General features: G+C 61.4%; 18 protein-coding genes. All 18 read left to right on the top strand.

The genetic code is table 11. The features are described 5' to 3' along the window. Window positions 1-122: 122 nt before the first annotated feature. The 18 genes from nuoD (at window position 123) to V4529_02750 (ending at window position 20,185) form a co-directional block, all read left to right on the top strand. On the top strand, window positions 123-1,277 hold the full coding sequence (gene nuoD / locus V4529_02835) for an NADH dehydrogenase (quinone) subunit D (protein MES2357258.1): 1,155 nt from the start codon (window positions 123-125) through the stop codon (window positions 1,275-1,277). Beyond that, complete coding sequence (gene nuoE, locus V4529_02830) at window positions 1,274-1,783, top strand: NADH-quinone oxidoreductase subunit NuoE (protein ID MES2357257.1); 510 nt, start codon at window positions 1,274-1,276, stop codon at window positions 1,781-1,783. The genes nuoD and nuoE overlap by 4 nt, the downstream gene beginning before the upstream one ends. Further along, window positions 1,783-3,096 carry an NADH-quinone oxidoreductase subunit NuoF gene (nuoF, locus tag V4529_02825; protein MES2357256.1) on the top strand — a complete coding sequence of 438 codons (1,314 nt, stop codon included), beginning with the start codon at window positions 1,783-1,785 and terminating at the stop codon, window positions 3,094-3,096. Before nuoE ends, nuoF begins: the two co-directional genes overlap by 1 nt. Next, complete coding sequence (locus V4529_02820) at window positions 3,097-4,680, top strand: 2Fe-2S iron-sulfur cluster-binding protein (protein MES2357255.1); 1,584 nt, start codon at window positions 3,097-3,099, stop codon at window positions 4,678-4,680. Beyond that, on the top strand, window positions 4,677-5,960 hold the full coding sequence (gene nuoH, locus V4529_02815) for an NADH-quinone oxidoreductase subunit NuoH (GenBank protein ID MES2357254.1): 1,284 nt from the start codon (window positions 4,677-4,679) through the stop codon (window positions 5,958-5,960). The genes V4529_02820 and nuoH overlap by 4 nt, the downstream gene beginning before the upstream one ends. After that, complete coding sequence (locus tag V4529_02810; GenBank protein MES2357253.1) at window positions 5,960-6,454, top strand: NADH-quinone oxidoreductase subunit I; 495 nt, start codon at window positions 5,960-5,962, stop codon at window positions 6,452-6,454. Before nuoH ends, V4529_02810 begins: the two co-directional genes overlap by 1 nt. After that, a complete protein-coding gene (locus V4529_02805; protein MES2357252.1) occupies window positions 6,451-7,008 on the top strand; it encodes an NADH-quinone oxidoreductase subunit J in 558 nt (185 codons plus the stop codon). Before V4529_02810 ends, V4529_02805 begins: the two co-directional genes overlap by 4 nt. Further along, window positions 6,998-7,291 carry an NADH-quinone oxidoreductase subunit NuoK gene (gene nuoK / locus V4529_02800; GenBank protein ID MES2357251.1) on the top strand — a complete coding sequence of 98 codons (294 nt, stop codon included), beginning with the start codon at window positions 6,998-7,000 and terminating at the stop codon, window positions 7,289-7,291. Before V4529_02805 ends, nuoK begins: the two co-directional genes overlap by 11 nt. A gap of 14 nt (window positions 7,292-7,305) precedes the next feature. Beyond that, window positions 7,306-9,483, top strand: coding sequence for an NADH-quinone oxidoreductase subunit L (gene nuoL, locus V4529_02795; protein MES2357250.1), 2,178 nt, complete (start codon window positions 7,306-7,308; stop codon window positions 9,481-9,483). A 9-nt stretch (window positions 9,484-9,492) separates the two neighbouring features. Then, window positions 9,493-11,082, top strand: a complete 1,590-nt coding sequence (locus V4529_02790; protein MES2357249.1) for an NADH-quinone oxidoreductase subunit M — start codon at window positions 9,493-9,495, stop codon at window positions 11,080-11,082. Between the two features lie 3 nt (window positions 11,083-11,085). Continuing rightward, a complete protein-coding gene (locus V4529_02785) occupies window positions 11,086-12,609 on the top strand; it encodes an NADH-quinone oxidoreductase subunit N (protein MES2357248.1) in 1,524 nt (507 codons plus the stop codon). After that, the gene (locus tag V4529_02780) at window positions 12,606-13,970 is read left to right on the top strand and encodes a phosphomannomutase/phosphoglucomutase (protein MES2357247.1); all 1,365 of its coding nucleotides are present in this window, start codon (window positions 12,606-12,608) and stop codon (window positions 13,968-13,970) included. The genes V4529_02785 and V4529_02780 overlap by 4 nt, the downstream gene beginning before the upstream one ends. A 1-nt stretch (window position 13,971) precedes the next feature. Further along, complete coding sequence (locus V4529_02775) at window positions 13,972-15,690, top strand: UPF0182 family protein (GenBank protein ID MES2357246.1); 1,719 nt, start codon at window positions 13,972-13,974, stop codon at window positions 15,688-15,690. Further along, on the top strand, window positions 15,690-16,640 hold the full coding sequence (locus tag V4529_02770) for a carbamate kinase (GenBank protein MES2357245.1): 951 nt from the start codon (window positions 15,690-15,692) through the stop codon (window positions 16,638-16,640). Before V4529_02775 ends, V4529_02770 begins: the two co-directional genes overlap by 1 nt. Window positions 16,641-16,662: 22 nt before the next feature. After that, window positions 16,663-17,805: an ADP-forming succinate--CoA ligase subunit beta gene (gene sucC / locus V4529_02765; protein MES2357244.1), complete on the top strand. Its 1,143-nt coding sequence runs from the start codon at window positions 16,663-16,665 to the stop codon at window positions 17,803-17,805. Then, on the top strand, window positions 17,802-18,674 hold the full coding sequence (gene sucD, locus V4529_02760; GenBank protein ID MES2357243.1) for a succinate--CoA ligase subunit alpha: 873 nt from the start codon (window positions 17,802-17,804) through the stop codon (window positions 18,672-18,674). The genes sucC and sucD overlap by 4 nt, the downstream gene beginning before the upstream one ends. Continuing rightward, window positions 18,675-19,103 (top strand): nucleoside-diphosphate kinase, encoded by a 429-nt coding sequence (gene ndk / locus V4529_02755; GenBank protein MES2357242.1) that lies wholly within the window; start codon window positions 18,675-18,677, stop codon window positions 19,101-19,103. It begins immediately after the preceding gene. A 98-nt stretch (window positions 19,104-19,201) separates the two neighbouring features. Beyond that, window positions 19,202-20,185, top strand: coding sequence for a hypothetical protein (locus V4529_02750; protein MES2357241.1), 984 nt, complete (start codon window positions 19,202-19,204; stop codon window positions 20,183-20,185). Window positions 20,186-20,322 lie beyond the last annotated feature (137 nt).

Here is a 20,322-nt window from a genome sequence, read left to right as displayed (position 1 = left end):
CGACCAGCGGCCTCGATCGATCGGGTAAGCCACAGCGCGTTCCGCTCGTGACCAACGACGGCGGCGTATCGATTGGAATCCCCGAGCCTCTCGCGCTCGAGCCGGCTCTCGACGGTGAGCACATGCTCATCAACCTGGGTCCACAGCATCCGGCGACCCACGGTGTGCTCCGGTTGGTGCTCGAGCTGGACGGCGAGACTGTCGTGCGCTGCATTCCACACATCGGCTACCTGCACTGCGGCTTCGAGAAGACGGGCGAATATCGTCAGTACAATCAGATAATCCCGTGGACCGATCGCGAGGACTACCTCAATGCGCCGGGCAACAACGTTGCAATGGCGCTCGGTGCGGAGCGGCTGTTCGGCATCACGATAACTGAGCGCTGCAAGGTGCTTCGCGTGATCGCATGCGAGCTGTCGCGCATCATGTCGCATCTCGTGTGGCTCGGCACAACGTCGATCGATATCGGCGCGTACACACCGTTCCTCTGGTCATTCCATCAGCGCGAGCTGATCTATCAGCTGCTCGAAGCGTGGACCGGTGCGCGTCTCACGACGTCGCTCACACGCGTCGGCGGCTTGATGGCGGACATTCCGGACGGCTGGACCGACAATGCCAGAAGCTTTCTTGCCGGCTTCGACAAGGTGCTGGATGACGTTGAGAAGCTTCTCACGAACAACGGCATCTGGGTCGGACGCACGGTCGGGCTCGGTGTGATGAGCCCGGAAGAGGCGATCAACTGGGGACTGTCCGGGTCGATGGTGCGTGCATCCGGCGTCTCGTACGACGTGCGCAAGGACTTTCCGTATCTCGACTACGAGACCTACGATTTCGAAGTGCCCGTCGGTGTCAACGGTGACGTGTACGATCGCTATCTCGTCCGCGTCGAGGAGATGCGCCAGTCCGCGCGCATCGTGCGCCAGGCGCTCGACCGTCTTCCGGACGGACCGATCAACGTCGACGATCCGCGCGTGATTCTCCCGTCCAAGACCAAGTCGACGAGTGGAATGGAATCCATGATCCACCACTTCAAGCAGGTGATGGAAGGCCCGCGGCCGCCGGTTGGCGAGGCTTACGTCGCGGTGGAAAGTCCGCGCGGCGAGAAGGGCTACTACATGGTTTCCGACGGCACTGCCAAACCGGTGCGGTGGCGCATTCGTCCGCCGTCATTCCTCAATCTTTCGGCGATCCCGAAGATGGTCGAAGGCCATCTTCTTTCAGATGTCATCGCCATCAACGCAAGCATCGACGTAGTGCTGGGAGAGATCGACCGATGACGGCCGTGACGCACGACCACGACGCTCCATATCAGCCGGTGTTCGTCGGCGAGCGACGCAAGGAGCTGGACGCGCTGTTCCCGCTCTATCCAACCAAGATGGCCTGCATACTTCCGGCGTTGTGGATGGTGCAGGAAGATCGCGGCTGGATAAGCGACGAGGGAATGGCCGAGGTCGCCGAAGTGCTGGAACTCACCCCCGCATACGTGAAGGGTGTGGTGACGTTCTACACGATGTACAACACGCATCCGGTCGGCAAATACCTGATTCAGGTCTGCACCACGACGCCATGCAACATCTGCGGCGCAGAGGACGTGGTCGGCGCATTCCTCGAGCACACCGGTTGTGGCGAGCTCGGAATCACGTCAGCGGATGGGAAATTCACGGTGATCGAGGTCGAATGCCTCGGTGCGTGCGGCTTTGCGACGCCGGTGATGATCAACGAGGGATTCGTCGAATCGGTTACGGCCGCTCGCGTTCCCGAGATTCTGGCAGGGCTCGAGTAATGGGATATCCGCATCCGTCCCACGCTGGCGAGACTCCCGTGCTGTCGCAGTACTTCGGCGATCAGGACGGGATCGGGCTCGACGGCTGGCGCAAGCGCGGTGGTTACAACGGACTTCAGAAGGCGCTTTCGATGTCGCCGGCGGAAATCGTCGACGTGGTCAAGGCATCGGGGCTGCGCGGACGTGGCGGCGCGGGCTTCCCGACGGGAATCAAGTGGTCCTTCATGAAGCCCGGCGACGGCAAGCCGCACTATCTGTGCTGCAACGCCGACGAGTCGGAGCCCGGCACGTTCAAGGATCGCGAGATCATGCGCTGGACTCCGCACGCGCTCGTCGAAGGTTGCGCGATCGGTGCCTACGCGATCGGCGCCGAGACTGCGTACATCTACATTCGCGGTGAGTTCACGGAGCCGCTGATTCGCATGCGCCAGGCAGTTCGCGAGGCGTACGACGCGGGCATCATCGGCAAGAACGCGATGGGAAGCGGAAAGCGCATCGACATCGTGATTCACAAGGGTGCTGGCGCGTACATCTGCGGTGAAGAGACCGCGATGATGAACTCCATCGAAGGCAGGCGCGGCAATCCGCGCATCAAGCCTCCGTTCCCAGCGGTGTCCGGCGTCTTTGGGCAGCCGACGACGATCAACAACGTCGAGACGCTCGCAGCCGTTCCGCACATCATCGTACGCGGCGCCGAATGGTACAAGGGCCTGTCGCTCTCCAGTCCCAAGAGTACCGGATCCAAGCTCTTCTCCGTATGCGGCAACATCGCGAAGCCCGGCAACTACGAAGTGACGCTTGGCTTCCCGTTCAAGGATTTCCTCTACGACCTGTGCGGCGGTCCGCTTCCGGGTCGCACGTTCAAGGCTGTCGTTCCGGGCGGAATCTCGGTTCCGATCCAGACGATGGAAGAAGCCGAAGCCACCAAAATGGATTACGAGGGCTTCATCGAGCAGGGCTCGATGCTGGGCTCCGGCGGTGTAATCGTCTTCGACGATCAGCAGAACATGGTGAAGCAGATCGCGCGCGCAGCAAGATTCTTCGCGCACGAGAGCTGCGCCCAGTGCACGCAGTGTCGTGAAGGCACCGCGTGGACCACGAAGATCATGGAGCGGATTCGGGATGGCGAGGGCACCCACGAAGATCTCGATACGCTATTCAGCATCGCCGACAACATGACTGGCAAGACGATCTGCGTGCTCAGCGATTCCTGTGCTGTTCCAGTTGTATCCGGCATCAACAAGTTCCGTTCGGAGTTCGAAGCCTTGATCAAGAAGCCGAAGTTCCACCCCGTTACCGCGGCGGTGGCGTAGATGGCTACAACCGCGGAGCCGACCACGGCGGTAACGCAGCCGAAGATGGTGAATCTCACCATCGAGGGGCGTCCGGTTTCGGTTCCCGAAGGGACATCGATTCTCGAGGCTGGCAAGCGCGCGGGTGTTCTCATCCCGCACTATTGCTATCACCCGGCTCTTTCGATCGCCGGCAACTGCCGCATGTGCCTGGTGGACGTCGAGAAGGCACCCAAGCTAGCGCCTGCCTGTGCGACCGCTGCAGCCGAAGGTCAGGTGGTGCACATCTATACGGAGAAGGCGCTCGAAGCGCGCAAGGGCGTGCTCGAGATGCTGCTCATAAATCATCCGCTCGACTGCCCGATCTGTGACAAGTCCGGCGAGTGCGAGCTGCAGGACTTCACGTACCAGGAAGGACCCGCGGAGTCGCGCCTGCGCGACCCCAAGCGGTTCAATCCTGTCGAGGATTTCGGCGGTGACGTTCTCTACACCACCAGTCGTTGCATCCTCTGCACGCGCTGCGTCCGCTTCATGGACGAGATGGCACAGGACACTGTGCTCAATGTCACCGAGCGCGGCGATCGCGCGCTGATCGGAAAGTTCGAGGGCAAGGACCTGACGCATGAATGGGCCGGAAATGTCATCGACCTGTGCCCGGTCGGCGCGCTCCTCTCCAAGGATTCGCTCAACAAGGCGCGCTCGTGGGAGCTCGATCACGCACCGTCCATCTGCACCGGTTGCAGCCAGGGTTGCAACATCTCGATCGACACGCGCGACAACATGGTAATTCGGTTCCGTCCGCGCCCCAACGAGCACGTCAACAAGTACTTCATGTGCGACACCGGACGGCTCGACTATCGCTGGATCAACCGGCAGGATCGCGTCGAGGTTCCGCTCGTGCGGCGTGGCGAGTCGCTCGCTGCAGCTGACTGGGACGTCGCCATTCCTGCAACAGCGGCTTTGCTGGATGGACATCGCGTCTTCGTCGCCGCATCGCCCAATCTCTCCAACGAAACGCTGTATCTGCTGTCGCAGCTCATTCGCGCCAATGGCGGCACGGGTGCGTTCACGGTTCCAACGGGACCCGAAGCACCGCTTCCGGGAGTTCCCGATCTCTCGCTCCGTGCGGATCGCGCGGCAAACGGTGATGGCGCCACGCTGCTCGGCTTCAAACGCACCGCTTCGTTGCTCGACGGTCTCGCCGCTGGTGACGTGCTGATCGTTGCCGACGCTGATGCTGCGAATATCACTCCGGCGCAGCTCGCGCTTGCGGCTGCGGTGATCGTCATCGGCACGACGCTTCCCGAAAATCTGCGCACCGCAGCCATCGTTCTTCCCATTGCGAATCATGCGGAAGAGGACGGCACCTTCACCAACCTGCGCGGACGTGTACAGCGGTTCTTCCAGGCCAAGGCAGCGCCCGGAATGGCGCGCCCCAGCTGGTGGGTCGTCGGCGACGTGCTCGCCGCCTTGGGCAAGGGCAACGCCTACTATCTCGCCAGCGAAGTGTTCGCGGCGATGGCGTCCGACGTATCGGCGTTCGCCGGCATGACGTACGACGCACTTGGCATGCGCGGTCTGGTTGTTTCCGGAGGCGCAAAGTGATTCCAGTGCACGCGCTGCTCCAGGTGGTAGATCGGCAGGCGCCGATCACGGGCTACACCACGTACATCGTGTTCTCGATCATCAAGCTGATCATCGTCTTCACGATCTACATGCTGTCGGCGGCACTGCTCACGCTCGCGGAACGAAAGATCTCCGCCTGGATTCAGGGCCGCCATGGCCCGAATCGCGTCGGCGGACGGGGCGGCTGGCTCCAGCCCGCTGCGGACGGCGTAAAGAATTTCATGAAGGAGGAGACTGAGCCGGGGAATGCGTCGCATCCCCTGTTCAGCATTGCGCCGGCCCTTTCGTTTGTCCCCGCAATGCTGGTCTGGTGCGTCATCCCGTTTGGATCGCCGCTCCCGACGCCGTGGGGACGGGTCGATCTGGTAGTTGCGGATCTCCCCGTCGGTTTCCTGTTCATTCTCGCAATCGCGTCGCTTGGTGTGTACGGCATCGTGCTCGCCGGCTGGGCTTCGAATAACAAGTATTCTTTCCTCGGCGGGCTCCGATCGAGCGCGCAGATGGTCTCGTACGAAGTCGCGCTCGGAATGTCCACGATTCCGATCATTCTGCTCGCCGGCAACGTCACGATGAGTGAGATCATCCGACAGCAGGCGCACAGCATGTGGAACGTGCTGAATCTCACGACCGCGTTCGTCGTATTCTTCGTCGCTGCGCTTGCCGAGAACAATCGCGTGCCGTTCGACCTGCCCGAAGCTGAATCGGAGTTGATCGCCGGTTACCACACCGAGTACAGCGCGATGAAGTTCTCGTTGTTCTTCATCGCAGAGTACGCGAACATGGTGACCGCGGGCGCTCTGATGGCGACGCTGTTCCTCGGCGGCTGGGATATACCGTTCACCGGCTGGGACAACGCTGCGCCGTTTACAGTTCTCAAGACGATTCTCACGCTCGGCTGCTTCCTCACCAAGACGGGCTTCTTCGTATTCGTCTTCATCTGGATCCGCTGGACTCTGCCCCGGTTCCGTTACGACCAGCTCATGTCACTTGGGTGGCGCGTGATGCTGCCGGTGGCGCTGGGATACATCGCGCTGCTCGCGACGACACTGCTCGTTCTGCAGGCAATCGGCATCAATCCCGGACCCGTGCACAGCTTCATTCTATTGATGGAGAACATCTGCATCCTGCTGGTGCTCTTCGTCATGGTGGACGAAGGCCGTATCGTGAGTCCTGCATATGGGCGCGCGCAGCAGGCCCGCATAGTCCGGCTACGTGCACGCAGCGCACGCCGGGCAGTTACCGAAGGAGCAGGGAAATAATGGCGATAACCGTCAAGCGGGTCAGCCGGCACGTCGAACAGACGAGCTACGTCAAGGCAACGCTTCAGGGCATGGCGTTGACGCTGAAGCAGATGTTCGAGCCGAAGGTGACCATTCAGTATCCCGAGCAAAGGTGGGAGTTGTCGCCCCGCTGGCGGGGGACGCACAGAATGCTCACCAAGGAGGATGGCAAGGCGCGCTGCGTCGCATGCGGCCTGTGTCCGAGCGTCTGCCCGTCCAATTGCATCAAGCTGGTGCCAGGCGAGGACGAGAACGGAAACCGTTATCCGCTCGTGTTCGAGATCGACGAATTTCGTTGCATATTCTGCGGATACTGTCAGGAAGTGTGCCCCGAAGACGCGATCCACGTGGGGCAGCACTACGAAAATTCGGAGTACAGCAGAGAGGGGCACGTCTACGATCTGGAAAGATTGATGGCGCAGACGCATCCCGTCTCCACGCTCTGGGACGCCACCGATCCCAAGGGCGAATGAGCATGGATAACTTCGGTCTCTTCTACCAGTTCCACTTCTACCTTTTCGGAATAATCGCGATCGTGTCAGCGGTGACATTCGTGACGCGGCGGAGTCCCGTTGCCGCGGCGATGTGGCTGATCGTCACGATGTTCTGTCTTGCAGCGGAATACGTGATGCTCGACGCGCAGTTCATCGCCGCGATGCAGGTGTTGCTGTATGCCGGCGCGATAATGGTGATCTTCCTCTTCGTGATAATGCTGCTCAATCTCGGCGAGGCTTCCGACATCACCGACGTTCGCGGCATCGGGGGCAAGCTTCTCGCCGGCTTCGTCGGACTGATCCTGATCGCCGAAGTCGGCGTCCTCTCGCGAACGGGTATCCCGTCGGGGAAGTATGTAGTAGCGCGTGACTTCCTGAGCCAGCAGCTTGCTACGTACGGCGCCGTGGGCGCCGTGGCGCGGCCGTTGTATCGCGACTATTCGCTCGCATTCGAGTTGACCAGCGTTCTGCTGCTCGTCGCGATCGCGGGTGCCGTCATACTCGGACGCAAGGAGTCGTCGAGTGCTCGCTGAGTCGCTGGGTCTTTCCGCGATACTGTTCGTGATCGGTGTGGTGGGTGTTCTCACCCGCCGGAACGCGATCATCATCTTCATGTGCGTCGAGCTGATGCTCAATGCAGTGAACCTCACCTTCGTCGCCCTTTCCCGTTATTACGGGATGGGCGGCCAGGTATTCGTGCTCTTCGTGATGACCGTCGCCGCCGCGGAAGCTGCGGTGGGACTCGCCATCATCATATCGATCTTCCGTCACCGACAGACGGTCGACCTTCGTAACATCAACGTGATGAAAGGGTGATACAAGCGCAAAGTATGGCTCTATCGAGCAGTCACCCGTTGGCCGGAACCATCGCCGCGTGGATGTGGCTGCTGCCGGTTCTTCCGCTGCTTGGCTTCTTCATCAACGGCGCCCTCAGCATTCTGGGGAGTTCGCACGTCGGCCCGTCCGATCCGGATATGGGTCACGACGACCACGACGCGTCCCCGGTAGCCTCGGATCAGGCATCCCACGCGCATGGCGGCGATTCACACGCCCAGGCAGTGCCCAGGTTCCGCGCGCTCACGGCGATCATCGGTCCGGGTGTTCTCATACTCTCGTTCCTGCTGGCTGCCTCGATCTTCCTTGCAATGCGCGGTGTCGACATGTCGGCGCCATTCATTCAGCGTTACTGGAGCTGGATGCCGGTCGGCGATCTCAAGATCGACATGGCGTTCCAGCTGGATCAGCTGTCGATGGTGATGGTCCTCATCATTACCGGCATCGGTGCTCTGATCCACATATTCAGCGTCGGCTACATGAGCGAGGATCCGGGGTTCGCGCGATTCTTCGCGTATCTGAATCTGTTCGTCTTCTTCATGCTGATGCTGGTGCTCGGCGCCAACTACCCGATTCTCTTCGTCGGCTGGGAAGGTGTCGGACTCTGCTCCTATCTGCTGATCGGATTCTGGTTCACCGACGAGGCGAACGCATCCGCGGGCCTCAAGGCATTCATCGTCAACCGAATCGGTGACGTCGGCGTGCTCATCGCGATGTTCCTCATCTTCGCGAATCTCGGAACGCTCGACTTCACCGGCGTTGCGGCCGGTGCCGCCGGACTGCCATTTGGCGGTGCGCTGGTCACCACCATCTGTCTCTTCCTGTTCCTCGGCTGCACGGGCAAGAGCGCGCAGCTGCCGTTGTATGTCTGGCTGCCGGATGCCATGGCCGGCCCGACGCCGGTATCTGCGCTCATCCACGCGGCGACGATGGTTACCGCCGGCGTCTATCTCATAGTTCGCAGCTCGTTCCTGTTCGCCATGTCACCGATCGCATCGATCACGGTTGCCGTGGTTGGCGCTGTCACCGCACTCTTCGCCGCGACGATCGCGATGAAGCAGTGGGACATAAAGAAGGTTCTGGCGTACTCTACGATCTCACAGCTGGGTTACATGTTCGTCGGCGTGGGCGTCGGCGCATATACGGCCGGTATCTTTCACCTGGCGACGCACGCCTTCTTCAAGGCGCTGCTGTTCCTGGGCGCCGGCTCGGTGATCCACGTCATGCACGCTGCATATCATCACAGCGGCAGTCACGACGATGCGCAGGACATGCGCAACATGGGCGGCATGCGCAAGGCGATGCCGATTACCTGGATCGTCATGTGGATCGCAACGCTTGCGATTTCCGGAATTCCGCCTTTCGCCGGATTCTTCTCCAAGGATTCGATTCTCGGATCCGTGTACGAGCACGCCGGCGATTCCGTGCTGACGAACGCCACGTGGCTCGGGATGTCCGGCCACACAGTTCTACTCGCCGTCTACGTGATCGGTCTGGCGGGCGCCTTCCTCACGGCGATATACATGACGCGCCTCATGCTCTACACATTCCACGGGCCGAGCAGGGCGACGGCGGATGAGCAGCGGCACATGCACGAAGCGCCGTGGTTGATGACCGGGCCCCTCGTGGTGCTCGGCGCACTCAGCCTGGCCGGCGGCTGGTTGAATCTTCCCTCGATCATGTCGTTCCTCGGGCCTGTCGGCGGACTGGATCACTGGCTCGAGCCCGTCGTCGGCACTGCGACACGCACCGTGACCAACGGGGTCGCGCTCGAAGCATCGCACAGTACTGAGGCTCTGCTCATCGGAGCCGCAATCGTGATCGCAGTGCTTGGAATCGCCGTCGCGGTACTCGCGCTCAAGCCGGCGTCGCTGGTACCGAAGGCGCAGTCGCCAGCGGAGCACGGATTCGAAAAGGTCCTCGCCAACAAGTACTATGTCGACGAGGCCTACGACGACGCGATCGTGCGCCCCGTGTACGGGCTTTCCAAGAACGTGTTCTGGCGCGGTCTCGACGCGGGCATCATCGACAATCTCTTCGTAAACGGATCCGCGGCACTTGCGCGCGGGCTCGGCTGGATCGGCGCCCGCATACAGACCGGAAGCACCGGCGTGTACGCTTGGGCCATCGTCGTCGGAGCCATCGTTGTACTCAGTGCCTTCTCCTTCAGGTAAGACGAGCGAATGACAGACTTCCTCAACGGCATCCACTACAACTCGTGGATCCTTCCGGCTCTGCTGATCATTCCGCTCGTCGGCGCGCTGCTGGTGTGGGCACAGGGCGGCGCCCACCGCGACGATGCCGACGCGAATGCGGAGCCCGCGCGACAGATAGCGGTCTGGACCCTCATCATCGAGTTCGTCGTTTCGTGCGGGCTCTGGTGGTCGTTCGTCCCCGGAGTCGCCGGCTGGCAGGCCGGTGTGGACTACGCGTGGATCCCTGCGTGGGGGGCGCGCTTCTCACTGGGCGTCGACGGCATATCGCTCATGCTCGTGCTGCTCACCACGCTCACGATGCCGCTCGCGGTGCTCGGCGGATGGACCGCGATCAAGACCAGAGTTCACGCCTACCTGGCCTTCCTCCTCATACTCACCTCCGGAATGCTCGGCGTGTTTCTCGCGCGCGATCTGTTCCTGTTCTACGTGATGTGGGAAGTGATGCTGATTCCGATGTACTTCGTCATCGGCATCTGGGGCGGTCAGCGAAGAGTGTACGCCAGCCTCAAGTTCTTCATCTACACGATGGTAGGATCGCTGCTCATGCTCGTGGCGATCATCTACCTCGGTATTCACAATCGCGACGCACTGACGGGGATCCCGAATTTCAGCTATGACGCGATGCTGGCATCGGGCGCGCTCACGCCTGTGACTGCGCTCTGGCTGTTCGGCGCGTTCTTCCTCGCGTTTGCGATCAAGGTGCCGGTCTTTCCATTCCATACGTGGTTGCCCGACGCGCATACCGAAGCACCGACCGCAGGCTCCGTGATTCTTGCCGGCATCATGCTCAAGATGGGAACCTTCGGCTTTCTGCGTTTCGCGCTGCCTCTTTTCCCCGGCTCGGCGATGAACCCAACAGTGCGAGCGATCATACTGACGCTCGCGGTGATAGGAATCATCTACGGCGCACTGGTCGCGATGGTTCAGCCTGACTTCAAGAAGCTCGTTGCTTATTCGTCGGTCAGTCACCTTGGATTCGTGATGCTCGGCATCTTCGCACTGACGGTGCAGAGCGTGCAGGGTGCGATGCTCGTAATGATCAATCACGGAATCTCGACCGGCGCGCTCTTCCTGCTGATCGGCATGATGTACGAGCGGCGCCACACGCGCATGCTCGCGGATTACGGCGGGATTGCGAGAGTGGTGCCGATGTTTGCGGCCGCGCTTACGCTGGTTTCGTTCAGCAGCATCGGGTTGCCTGGTCTCAACGGCTTCGTGGGCGAGTTCCTCGTGCTGCTCGGAGCCTTCCGGACGTATCCCATCTTCGCCGCGATAGCGACGACCGGTGTGATTTTCGCCGCCTGCTATCTGCTCTGGGCCATACAGCGTATTCTGTTCGGCAAGCTGGACAAGCCGCAGAACGAGCACATGCCGGATCTGAACTGGCGTGAGATCGGGCTGCTCGTTCCGTTGTTCGCCTGCATCATCTGGCTTGGTGTCTATCCCGCGCCAGTGCTCCGGCGCATGGAAGCATCGGCTGAGAAGGTCGTTCGTACCGTACAGACAAATGCGGCGCTCTCGGAGTCGCAGACAGCAGCCCTTCCGGGCGGAGAATAGCAAGTGGCGTTCGATCTTTCGCAATCGATGCAGCTGATCGCAGCGCTCACCCCCGACATCATCATGATGGTCGGCGGCATGGTTCTGATGCTTGTCTCTGCATGGGGAACTGAATCGGTGGAGCGGCAGCGCCGGGTTGGCACGGCCGCGATCGGCGTGTGCATCGTGTCCGCCGTCTTCGTCGTGTATTTCATGTCGGTGCACGCCACAGCAGGCGCGGGCGTGATCGCGGTCGACAACTTCCGCTGGATCGTCGATCTCGTTCTGCTTGCGGCTACTGCCGGCACGATCGCACTCGGACTCGATTACAACACGCGGGAAGGAATTCTTCCTGCCGAGTCGCACGTCCTCGTCATCTTCGCGACGTCGGGTATGATGATACTCGCCGCCGCGCGCGATCTCACGATTGTCTTCCTCGGCATCGAGCTGATGTCGATTGCGGTTTACATCCTCACAGGCATGAATCGCCGCAGCGAGAAGTCCGCCGAGGGCGCGATCAAGTACTTCCTGCTCGGCGCATTCTCGACCGGCTTCCTGCTTTATGGAATAGCGCTGGTATACGGCGCCACAGGAACGACCAGTCTCACGTTGATCGGCGAGCGCGTCGCGGCGCACCAGATCATGTCGGCGCCGATGCTGCTGACGGGCATCGGCCTCATGCTGATCGGTTTTGGCTTCAAGGTCGCACTCGCGCCGTTCCACATGTGGGCCCCGGACGTCTATGAGGGTGCACCGACACCGATCACCGCGTACATGGCTGCTGCAGTCAAGGCCGCCGCATTTGCCGCCTTCCTGCGCGTATTCCTCGAAGCCTTTGGGGGCGAGATCCCGAGCTGGCACGTCGCAGTCTGGTGGCTTGCTGCGATCACGATGGTCGTCGGTAATCTGATTGCGCTTGCGTCCAAGGACATCAAGCGGCTGCTGGCCTACTCCAGCATCGCACATGCGGGATACATCCTCGTCGTGCTTGCATCCGGACAGGCGCTTGGAAGCTCGGCATTCCTCTTCTACATAGTCGCATATACGCTTGCCACATTCGGCGCCTTTGGCGTCGTGGTCGCGCTCGGCCAGAGCGGCGAGCCGTATCTCAACGTGGATGATTACGCGGGATTGTGGATCGTGCGTCCGTGGCTCAGCGTCTCGATGGCGGTCTGCATGCTGTCGCTGCTCGGCTTTCCGATCTTTGGCGGGGCCGGCTTCTTCGCCAAGTGGTACGTGATTCAGTCCGCGCTGTATGCGCCTGAACCGCAGACGCGTCTCGCGGTGTTGCTGGTGCTCACCAGTGTCATATCGGCGGGCTACTACATGTACGTGGTTCTCGTCATGTTCATGAAGCCGCGGCGCGAGGTGAATACAGTCAGCGATCCACGCAGCGTGGGAGCAGCCACGCGTTGGGTCATCGGGCTCTCCACCGTGATTCTTCTTGTCCTCGGCGTCTATCCCAACGCGCTCGTGAGTCTGACGCAGGGCAAGGGATCGTACCTGCGTGCGCCGACGCCACAAGTGAGCCAGGTCGTGCCCCGGTGAATCTCGTTCGCGACATCTTTCGCGAGTACGACATTCGTGGAATTACAGGGACAGAGCTGACACCGGACGTCGCGCGCGTGGTTGGACGCGCGTTCGCGGCATTACTGCAGGAGCGCGGGGTCAACGGATCCGTCGCGGTCGGGCGCGACAACCGACCCAGCGGCGCTGGTCTCCACGACGCACTGATTGCAGGCCTGATCGAGAGCGGTATTGCCGTCGTGGACATCGGCGTCGTTCCGACCCCGGTGGCCTACTGGACGCAGCACAATCTCGACGTCGTTGCGGGTATCCAGATCACCGGATCGCACAACCCGCCCGAGTACAACGGATTCAAGCTCGGCATCGGCAGAGCCTCGATTTACGGCAACGACATTCAACGCATTTACCAGCTCGCCGCCGCTGCCGTTTTTCCAGAAGGGAAGGGCAGCAGGCGCGATGAAACGGTCATCGATCGGTACATCGACGATGTAGTCGGTCGAATCGGCAAGATCTCGCGTCCACTCCGGATTGCGGTCGATGCCGGTAACGGCGTCGGTGGCCTCGTCGCACCAAAGCTGTTCGCGAAGCTCGGTGTCGACGTCACGTGCATGTTCTGCGAGAGTGACGGCACGTTCCCCAACCACCATGCGGACCCTACCGTTCCGGAGAATCTCGAGGATCTCATCAACGAGATGTACAAGGGCGGCTACGATTTCGGCGTTGCATTCGACGGCGACGCGGATCGGATCGGCGTCGTTCAGCGGAACGGTGACGTGATATGGGGAGATTATCTGCTGCTTCTCTATGCGCGCGATGTCCTCACTCGCGTGAAGAACGCACCGATAATCTTCGATGTGAAGTGCTCGCAGGCGCTGCCCGATGCGATTCAGAAGGCTGGCGGCGTACCGGTGATGTGGAAGACGGGGCACTCGCTCATCGAAGAGAAGATGCACGAGATGCACGCACCGCTCGCGGGCGAGATGTCCGGGCACATGTACTTCGATGAAGGTTGGTACGGTTTCGACGACGCTCTGTACGGCGCAGCTCGACTCCTCCGGATCGTTGCGGACTCCGGAAAGTCGATTCACGAGCTGCTCGCGGACGTCCCGCGTTTCGTATCCACTCCGGAGATTCGAGTCACGTGCTCCGACGACACCAAGTTCGGTATCGTGAGCGACGCCGTGAAGTACTTCAGCGCCAGATACACCACGATCGACGTCGATGGAGTGCGAATCCAGTATCCTGATGGATGGGGGCTCATTCGCGCATCGAACACCCAGCCGGTGATCGTGCTCCGGTTCGAGGCGCGGACCCGTGATCAGCTGGATGCGATTCGCGCAGAGATAGAGGGATGGCTCACGCAGCACGGCGTTCAGATCTAACGTGACGCGCGGCCAGCGGCTCAGCGCCGCCCTCGCCCTGGCCGCGGCGATACTTCTCGCCGGCCGCGCCGCGGCGATCGTCTACTCCGATCAGGAGTGGTTCGCCAATCTTGGCGCGCTGTCGGTGTGGGGCGCGCACGTGTCCAACGTCCTGTGGCTGTATGGCTGCGCGCTCGTCGTCGGGATCGCGTTCACATGGATCAACATATCCGCAGTGCGCAGATCGGTAGCCGCGTTGATAGTTCCCAAACGGCTCGGCAACGTCGAGTTCGGCGAGGAAGTGCCGTCAACGAGGTTACGCGCGCTGACTGCCGCGGTGAGCCTCGGCATCACTGCAGTGAGCCTCGTTGCGTTGCCGTCCTGGACGACACTCGCGCTGTGGCGTGCCAACGTCAGCTTCGCCGAGACGGATCCTTACTTCACGCTCGATCTCAGCCACTTCGTTACGTGGCTCCCGCTCGAAACGGAGGCATACCAGTGGTGCCTCGCGCTGTTCGCGATGACCGCGATCGTCGTGGTTGCGCTGTACGCGCTCACACCGAGCCTGAGCTGGGATTCTCGCGGCATTCACGTCACGCCGTACGCGCGTCGGCACATCACGGTGCTCGGCGCGATCCTTCTGCTGTTCGCGGCATGGGGCTTCCGACTAGACGCGTTTCGTGACCTGATTCAGGGCAGCGGCCCGGACGGGCTACTTACGCGGATCGATCACGTCTGGTTGATCCCGAGCGATCTTGCGCTCTCGCTCGTCACGCTCGGCGCCGCTGTCGTGCTGCTCGTTGCAGGATGGATGGGCCAGACCGCGACTGCATTTGCCAGCGTCACCGTAATCATAGTCGGCACGATTGCAGCCCAGATCGTGGGGCCATGGGTCTCTGCGCGAATAGCAGCCTCGCCCGCGAATGCAGCGATGGAGCGACCGTACAGCGAAACACGATCCGACTTCGATGCGCGCGCGTTTCCGCACGAACCCATCCCGCCATCGATGAGGTACATCGCCGACTCGACACTGCTCGCGAACGCGGGACAAGTGCAGATCCGAGGCGCGCTGACCGACGTCGTCTTTCCCGGTGCCCGCGGCGCCGCCGTCGTGCCTGACGTTCCACGCATGATCACTGCGCCAAGACTCGGCGACGGCTTCGCACGTTTGATGCATGCGTGGTCGGAGCAGAATCCGCGGCTGATGTCCGGCGCAATTCCGTCGAATGCAGCATTCATTCGCGAGCGCGACATCAAGAGCAGAGTTGCCGCGCTTGCTCCCGTATTTGCACTGTCGGGTAGCATCGGTGCGATTCCCACCTCGCGGGGAGTGCTGTGGGTGGTCGACCTCTATACCGTCAGCCAGACGTACCCGCTCAGTGCACCGCACTCCGTGTACGGGACGCGCCTCACGTACAGGCATCACGCGGCAACGGCGTACGTAAGTGGTGGCACTGCAGCCACGATTATCGTTCCCGACTCCGCACTGGATCCTGTAGCGCGCGCATGGTTCAACGCGCATCCTGGCAGTTACATCATGCCCGGCGTGCCGCGCGACATGGTCACGCCGCCTCCGGTCGCGCCCGTGGCACCTACCGGCTCATCCGCAGAAGATCAGCTCTTCCGCGAAAACGTGGGACGGATTTACGAGCGCATGCGCGCGACTCTGGACTCCGGTGATCTGCGCGCTTTCGGAGCAGCATTCGACTCGCTCGGTGTCATCATTCGGGGGCGGCGCTGATGCCGACATCGAGCAGGACCGCTGTTATCGCGCTCGGCGGTAATGCGTTGTCACCGGCCGGCGAGCGATCTACCATCTTCGATCAGTTCAGGCATACGCGAGAGAGCCTTGGCCCGATCGTCGCACTGGCCAAGGACGGCTGGAACGTGTGCATCGTTCACGGGAATGGACCGCAGGTGGGAGACGAGCTCGTTCGCAACGAGGAAGCGCGCGCTACGGTCGAGCCGCTTCCACTTGGCGTGCTCGTAGCTGCAACGGCGGGATGGATCGGCTACATGATCCAGCAATCGCTGGAGAATGCGCTGCGCGCAGCTGGAAGCGACAGGCGCGTCGTCACCGTGCTCACCCAGGTAGTGGTCGACGAGCACGATCCGGCTCTGGAGCATCCGTCCAAATTCGTGGGCCATGAGCTACCGGCCGCCCGTGCGCGGGAGTTGGCAGAGCAGGGTATCGCAACCGCGACAGACGGCAATGGGAGACTGCGCCGCGTCGTCGGGAGTCCCACCCCGGTCGAAATTCACGAAGAGTCCGTGATCAAGTCGCTTCTCGGCGCCGGTGTACTCGTTGTCGCCTGTGGCGGCGGAGGCATTCCCGTGTTTCGCGACGCGTCAGGCGCACTCGAAGGCGTCGATTGCGTCGTCGACAAGGATCTCGCCGCCGCGGTGCTTGCCGCCGGAATCGGCGCCGATCTGTTCATGATTCTCACAGACGTGGACGCCGTTTATGCCGATTGGGGCACGCCTGCACAGCGAGCGCTGTCTCGCCTTACGATTCAGGAAGTGGCCGACCTCGACGGCAACAAGGCGTTCGGAGAGGGCAGTATGGCGCCAAAAGTCCGTGCGGCCGCAAAGTACGTGCGCCAGACCGGCGGCCGTGCCATTATTACAGAGCTTTCGCGGGGCAGCAATGCCGTCGCGGGAAAGGCGGGGACGGAGATCGTTCCCGCATAGTGCATTAATTACCGGAGCCAACTTGAATATTCACGAATATCAGGCGAAAGAGATCTTTCGCGCACACGGGGTCCCGATCCCGCCGGGCGACGTGGCCACTACGGCCGATGAAGCCGAGCAGATCGCACGCCGTTTTGGGACGACTGTGGTCGTCAAGGCACAGGTGCATGCGGGTGGCCGCGGCAAGGCGGGCGGCGTCAAGCTGGCCAAGACGCCAGCGGAAGCGAAGGAAGTCGCGTCGCGCATACTCGGCATGCAGATCAAGGGCATCACGGTGGAGAAGGTGCTGGTCACGCCAGCTGCCGACATCGCCACCGAGGCGTACGCCGGTATCATCCTCGACCGCGTTTCCAAGAAGCCCGTCTTCATGGTGAGCCCCGCGGGCGGGATCGACATCGAGGAAGTCGCGGCCACGACGCCCGAGAAGATCATGCGTCTGCCGATCGACTCGAGATACGGCTTGCGCGGCTTCCAGGCGATGGAACTCGGCTTCTTCCTCTACAAGGATGTGAAGCAGGTTCGCGCTGCAGCGAAGATCATGCAGGATCTGTATCACGCATTCATGGATAGCGGGGCCTCGCTCGCCGAGATCAACCCGCTCGTGACGACACCCGAAGGCGAAGTGCTCGCGCTCGACGCCAAGATGGTGATCGACGACAACGAGCTCGATCGTCGTCCGAGCATCGCCGCATTGCGCGACGAGTCGTCCGAAGCGCCGAGCGAAGTCAAGGCGCGCGAGGCGAACCTCACGTTCATCAAGCTGGACGGAAACGTCGGCTGTGTCGTGAACGGTGCTGGTCTCGCGATGGCAACGATGGATCTCGTCAAGTATTACGGAGGCGATCCCGCCAACTTCCTCGACATCGGCGGCTCGAGCAACCCGGAGAAAGTGGTCAACGCGCTCAAGATCATCACGAGCGATCCCAACGTGAAGGCGATCCTGTTCAACATCTTCGGCGGCATCACGCGCACCGACGACGTTGCAAATGGAATCGTCACGGCAACCAAAGCAAATCCGCTCAAGGTGCCGATAGTCATTCGTCTCACCGGCACCAATGAAGAGATTGCGGTGAAGATTCTTACCGAGAACGGATTCAGCGCGATGACCGACATGGACGAAGCGGTGAAGAAAGCAGTCGCGCTCGCGACGGGGAAGGCAGCATGAGCATCTTCATCGACAACAACACCAAGCTCGTCGTGCAGGGAATCACAGGACGCGACGGATCGTTCCACACCAAGCAGATGATGGAGTACGGCACGCACGTCGTCGCCGGCGTGACTCCGGGCAAGGGTGGCCAGAAGTTCGAGAACACGGTGCCGGTGTTCAACACCGTTTATGACGCAGTGCGTGAGACGGGCGCCAATACGAGCGTCATCTACGTTCCGCCAATGGGTGCCGCGGATGCAATGATGGAAGCCGCGGACGCGGGGATCGAATTCGTCGTCTGCATCACCGAAGGCGTTCCCGTGCTCGACATGACCTTCGTCTATCCCTTCATGAAGGAGAAGGGAGTTCGGCTGCTCGGTCCCAACTGCCCCGGACTCATCTCGCCCGGGAAGTCCAAGGTTGGAATCATTCCCGGCCGTATCTGCACACCGGGACCGATCGGTCTGGTCAGTCGCTCCGGAACGCTCACCTACGAGCTCGTCTATCAGATGACGCGCGCAGGAATGGGCCAGACGACGTGCGTCGGCATCGGCGGCGATCCGATCAACGGAACCAACTTCATCGACTGCCTCGCAGCATTCGAGCGCGATCCTGATACTACGGCGGTCGTAATGATCGGCGAGATCGGCGGAACCGATGAGCAGGAAGCAGCCAAGTTCGTGAAGGAGAAGATGACCAAGCCCGTAGTTGGATTCATCGCCGGTCAGACAGCACCGCCGGGCCGTCGCATGGGCCACGCTGGTGCGATCATCTCCGGCTCCGCCGGAACCGCAGCAGAAAAGATGCAGGCATTCGAGGAAAACGGCCTTGGCGTCGCCAAGCGGCCGATCGACGTTGTTGGACTTCTAAAGGAGCGCATGAAGTAAATGGCTGGCGATTACACACTCACGATCATCAAGCCCGACGCATTCAACTCGGGAAAGGCGGGCAAGGTAATCGCCCACCTCGAGCAGCAGGGCTTCAAGGTTCGCGCAGCGCGAGTCATGCATCTCAGCGACGCCGAGGCGAAGGAGTTCTACGCAGTACACTGCGAGCGGCCATTTTATGGGTCGCTCTGCAGCTTCATGACATCGGGACCGTGCATGCCGATGGTTCTTGAGAAGGCAGATGCGGTTGCAGCGCTGCGTGTCGCGATCGGCGCAACCGATCCAGCTGAAGCCGATGCCGGCACGGTTCGCAAGTTGTTCGCCGAGTCCAAGGAGCGGAATGCGATCCATGCATCCGATTCCGATGATAACGCGGCGCGCGAAGCACGGTTCTTCTTTTCGGAGAGCGAGATAATTCGCGCGCGGTAGCGTGTAATCCCAGCACGAGTAATCGTTATGAGTCTGGCACGTAAGCCGTTTAGAAACGGAGCGTGCCAGACGTCTATGCAACCACCGGAGATCTGACGATGGACCCTGACTACCTCATCAACAACGCGATTTCCAGCCTCGCAGTGGTGCTCAGCCTGGGGATCGCTGGTTGGACCATAATCGGGACAGCACGCGTCTGGCGCGCCAAGGCGGTCGCCCCCCTCATACGCAGCCTCGGATCGACCGCTACGATCGCCGTTCTTGCAATTGCGTGGGCAGGGTGCAGTCGCAACGAGCGAGCGAAGCTACCGATGGGTGCACCGCACGGCTCCGCTGTGGCGGCCGCCACGCGCGACTATCTCGTTACTGCGACGGACTACGCGTACACCGGTCTCCCGAAGCACGCCCCGTCCGGCTGGGTTACCCTCCGTCTCGCGAATCGCGGCAGTGAGCAGCACATGCTGGGCGTCCTGGCAGTCCCGGTCGGATATACGCCTGCAGCGTTTGTGGATTCACTCGTCCATCAGCACATACCGCCGGACGTGAAAGGCTGGGCCGGTGTCGACGTTGTGAGTCCCGGCGACACCGCGATTATCTCCGCGTATTTTCCGCCCGGACAATACGCCGTTGGCTGCTTTGTGAAATCACCGGATGGAGCGCTTCACGTGGCGAAGGGAATGGCCGGCTCCTTCGACGTGGTTGCGGCGGCCGATACTGGATTGGCTCCCGTGAGCGATGCGGTCGCGACCATGAGCCGCAACAACATTGACCTGACCGGCACTCCCCTCAAGAGCGGCGTGCGCACCCTTCGCGTGCTGAGCGATGGTCCGCATTTCCGGGATTTTCAGCTTTTGAAGCTGCTGCCCGGACGCTCATCTCAGGATGCGCTCACGTGGTACGCCAACCGCGCTACAGTTGCGCCCGCCGCGACTGCCATCGGCGGCGTGAGCGGCATGTATGCCGGCCAGAAGGCTTCCATGACGGCCAACTTCACGCCCGGCTCATACGTGATGCTGTTCGATATCCAAGATGCGCGTGGACATCCGGGGTTCGTACATCGCACTTTTGCCATTCGTCCATAGGACTATCCTCATGACCATGCACAATCGGCCGCTCTCCGGAAAGCTGGCTCGCCATGCAGTACAACCGGGATTTGTGGGAGGCTAGGCAGGGAGAGATAAATGCTCGGACTTGATAGTAGTAGTATACAAACGTATAT

The organism is Gemmatimonadota bacterium, from assembly GCA_040388625.1.
Lineage (GTDB): Bacteria > Gemmatimonadota > Gemmatimonadetes > Gemmatimonadales > Gemmatimonadaceae > Fen-1247.
This window is presented reverse-complemented; position numbering and strand designations above follow the sequence as displayed.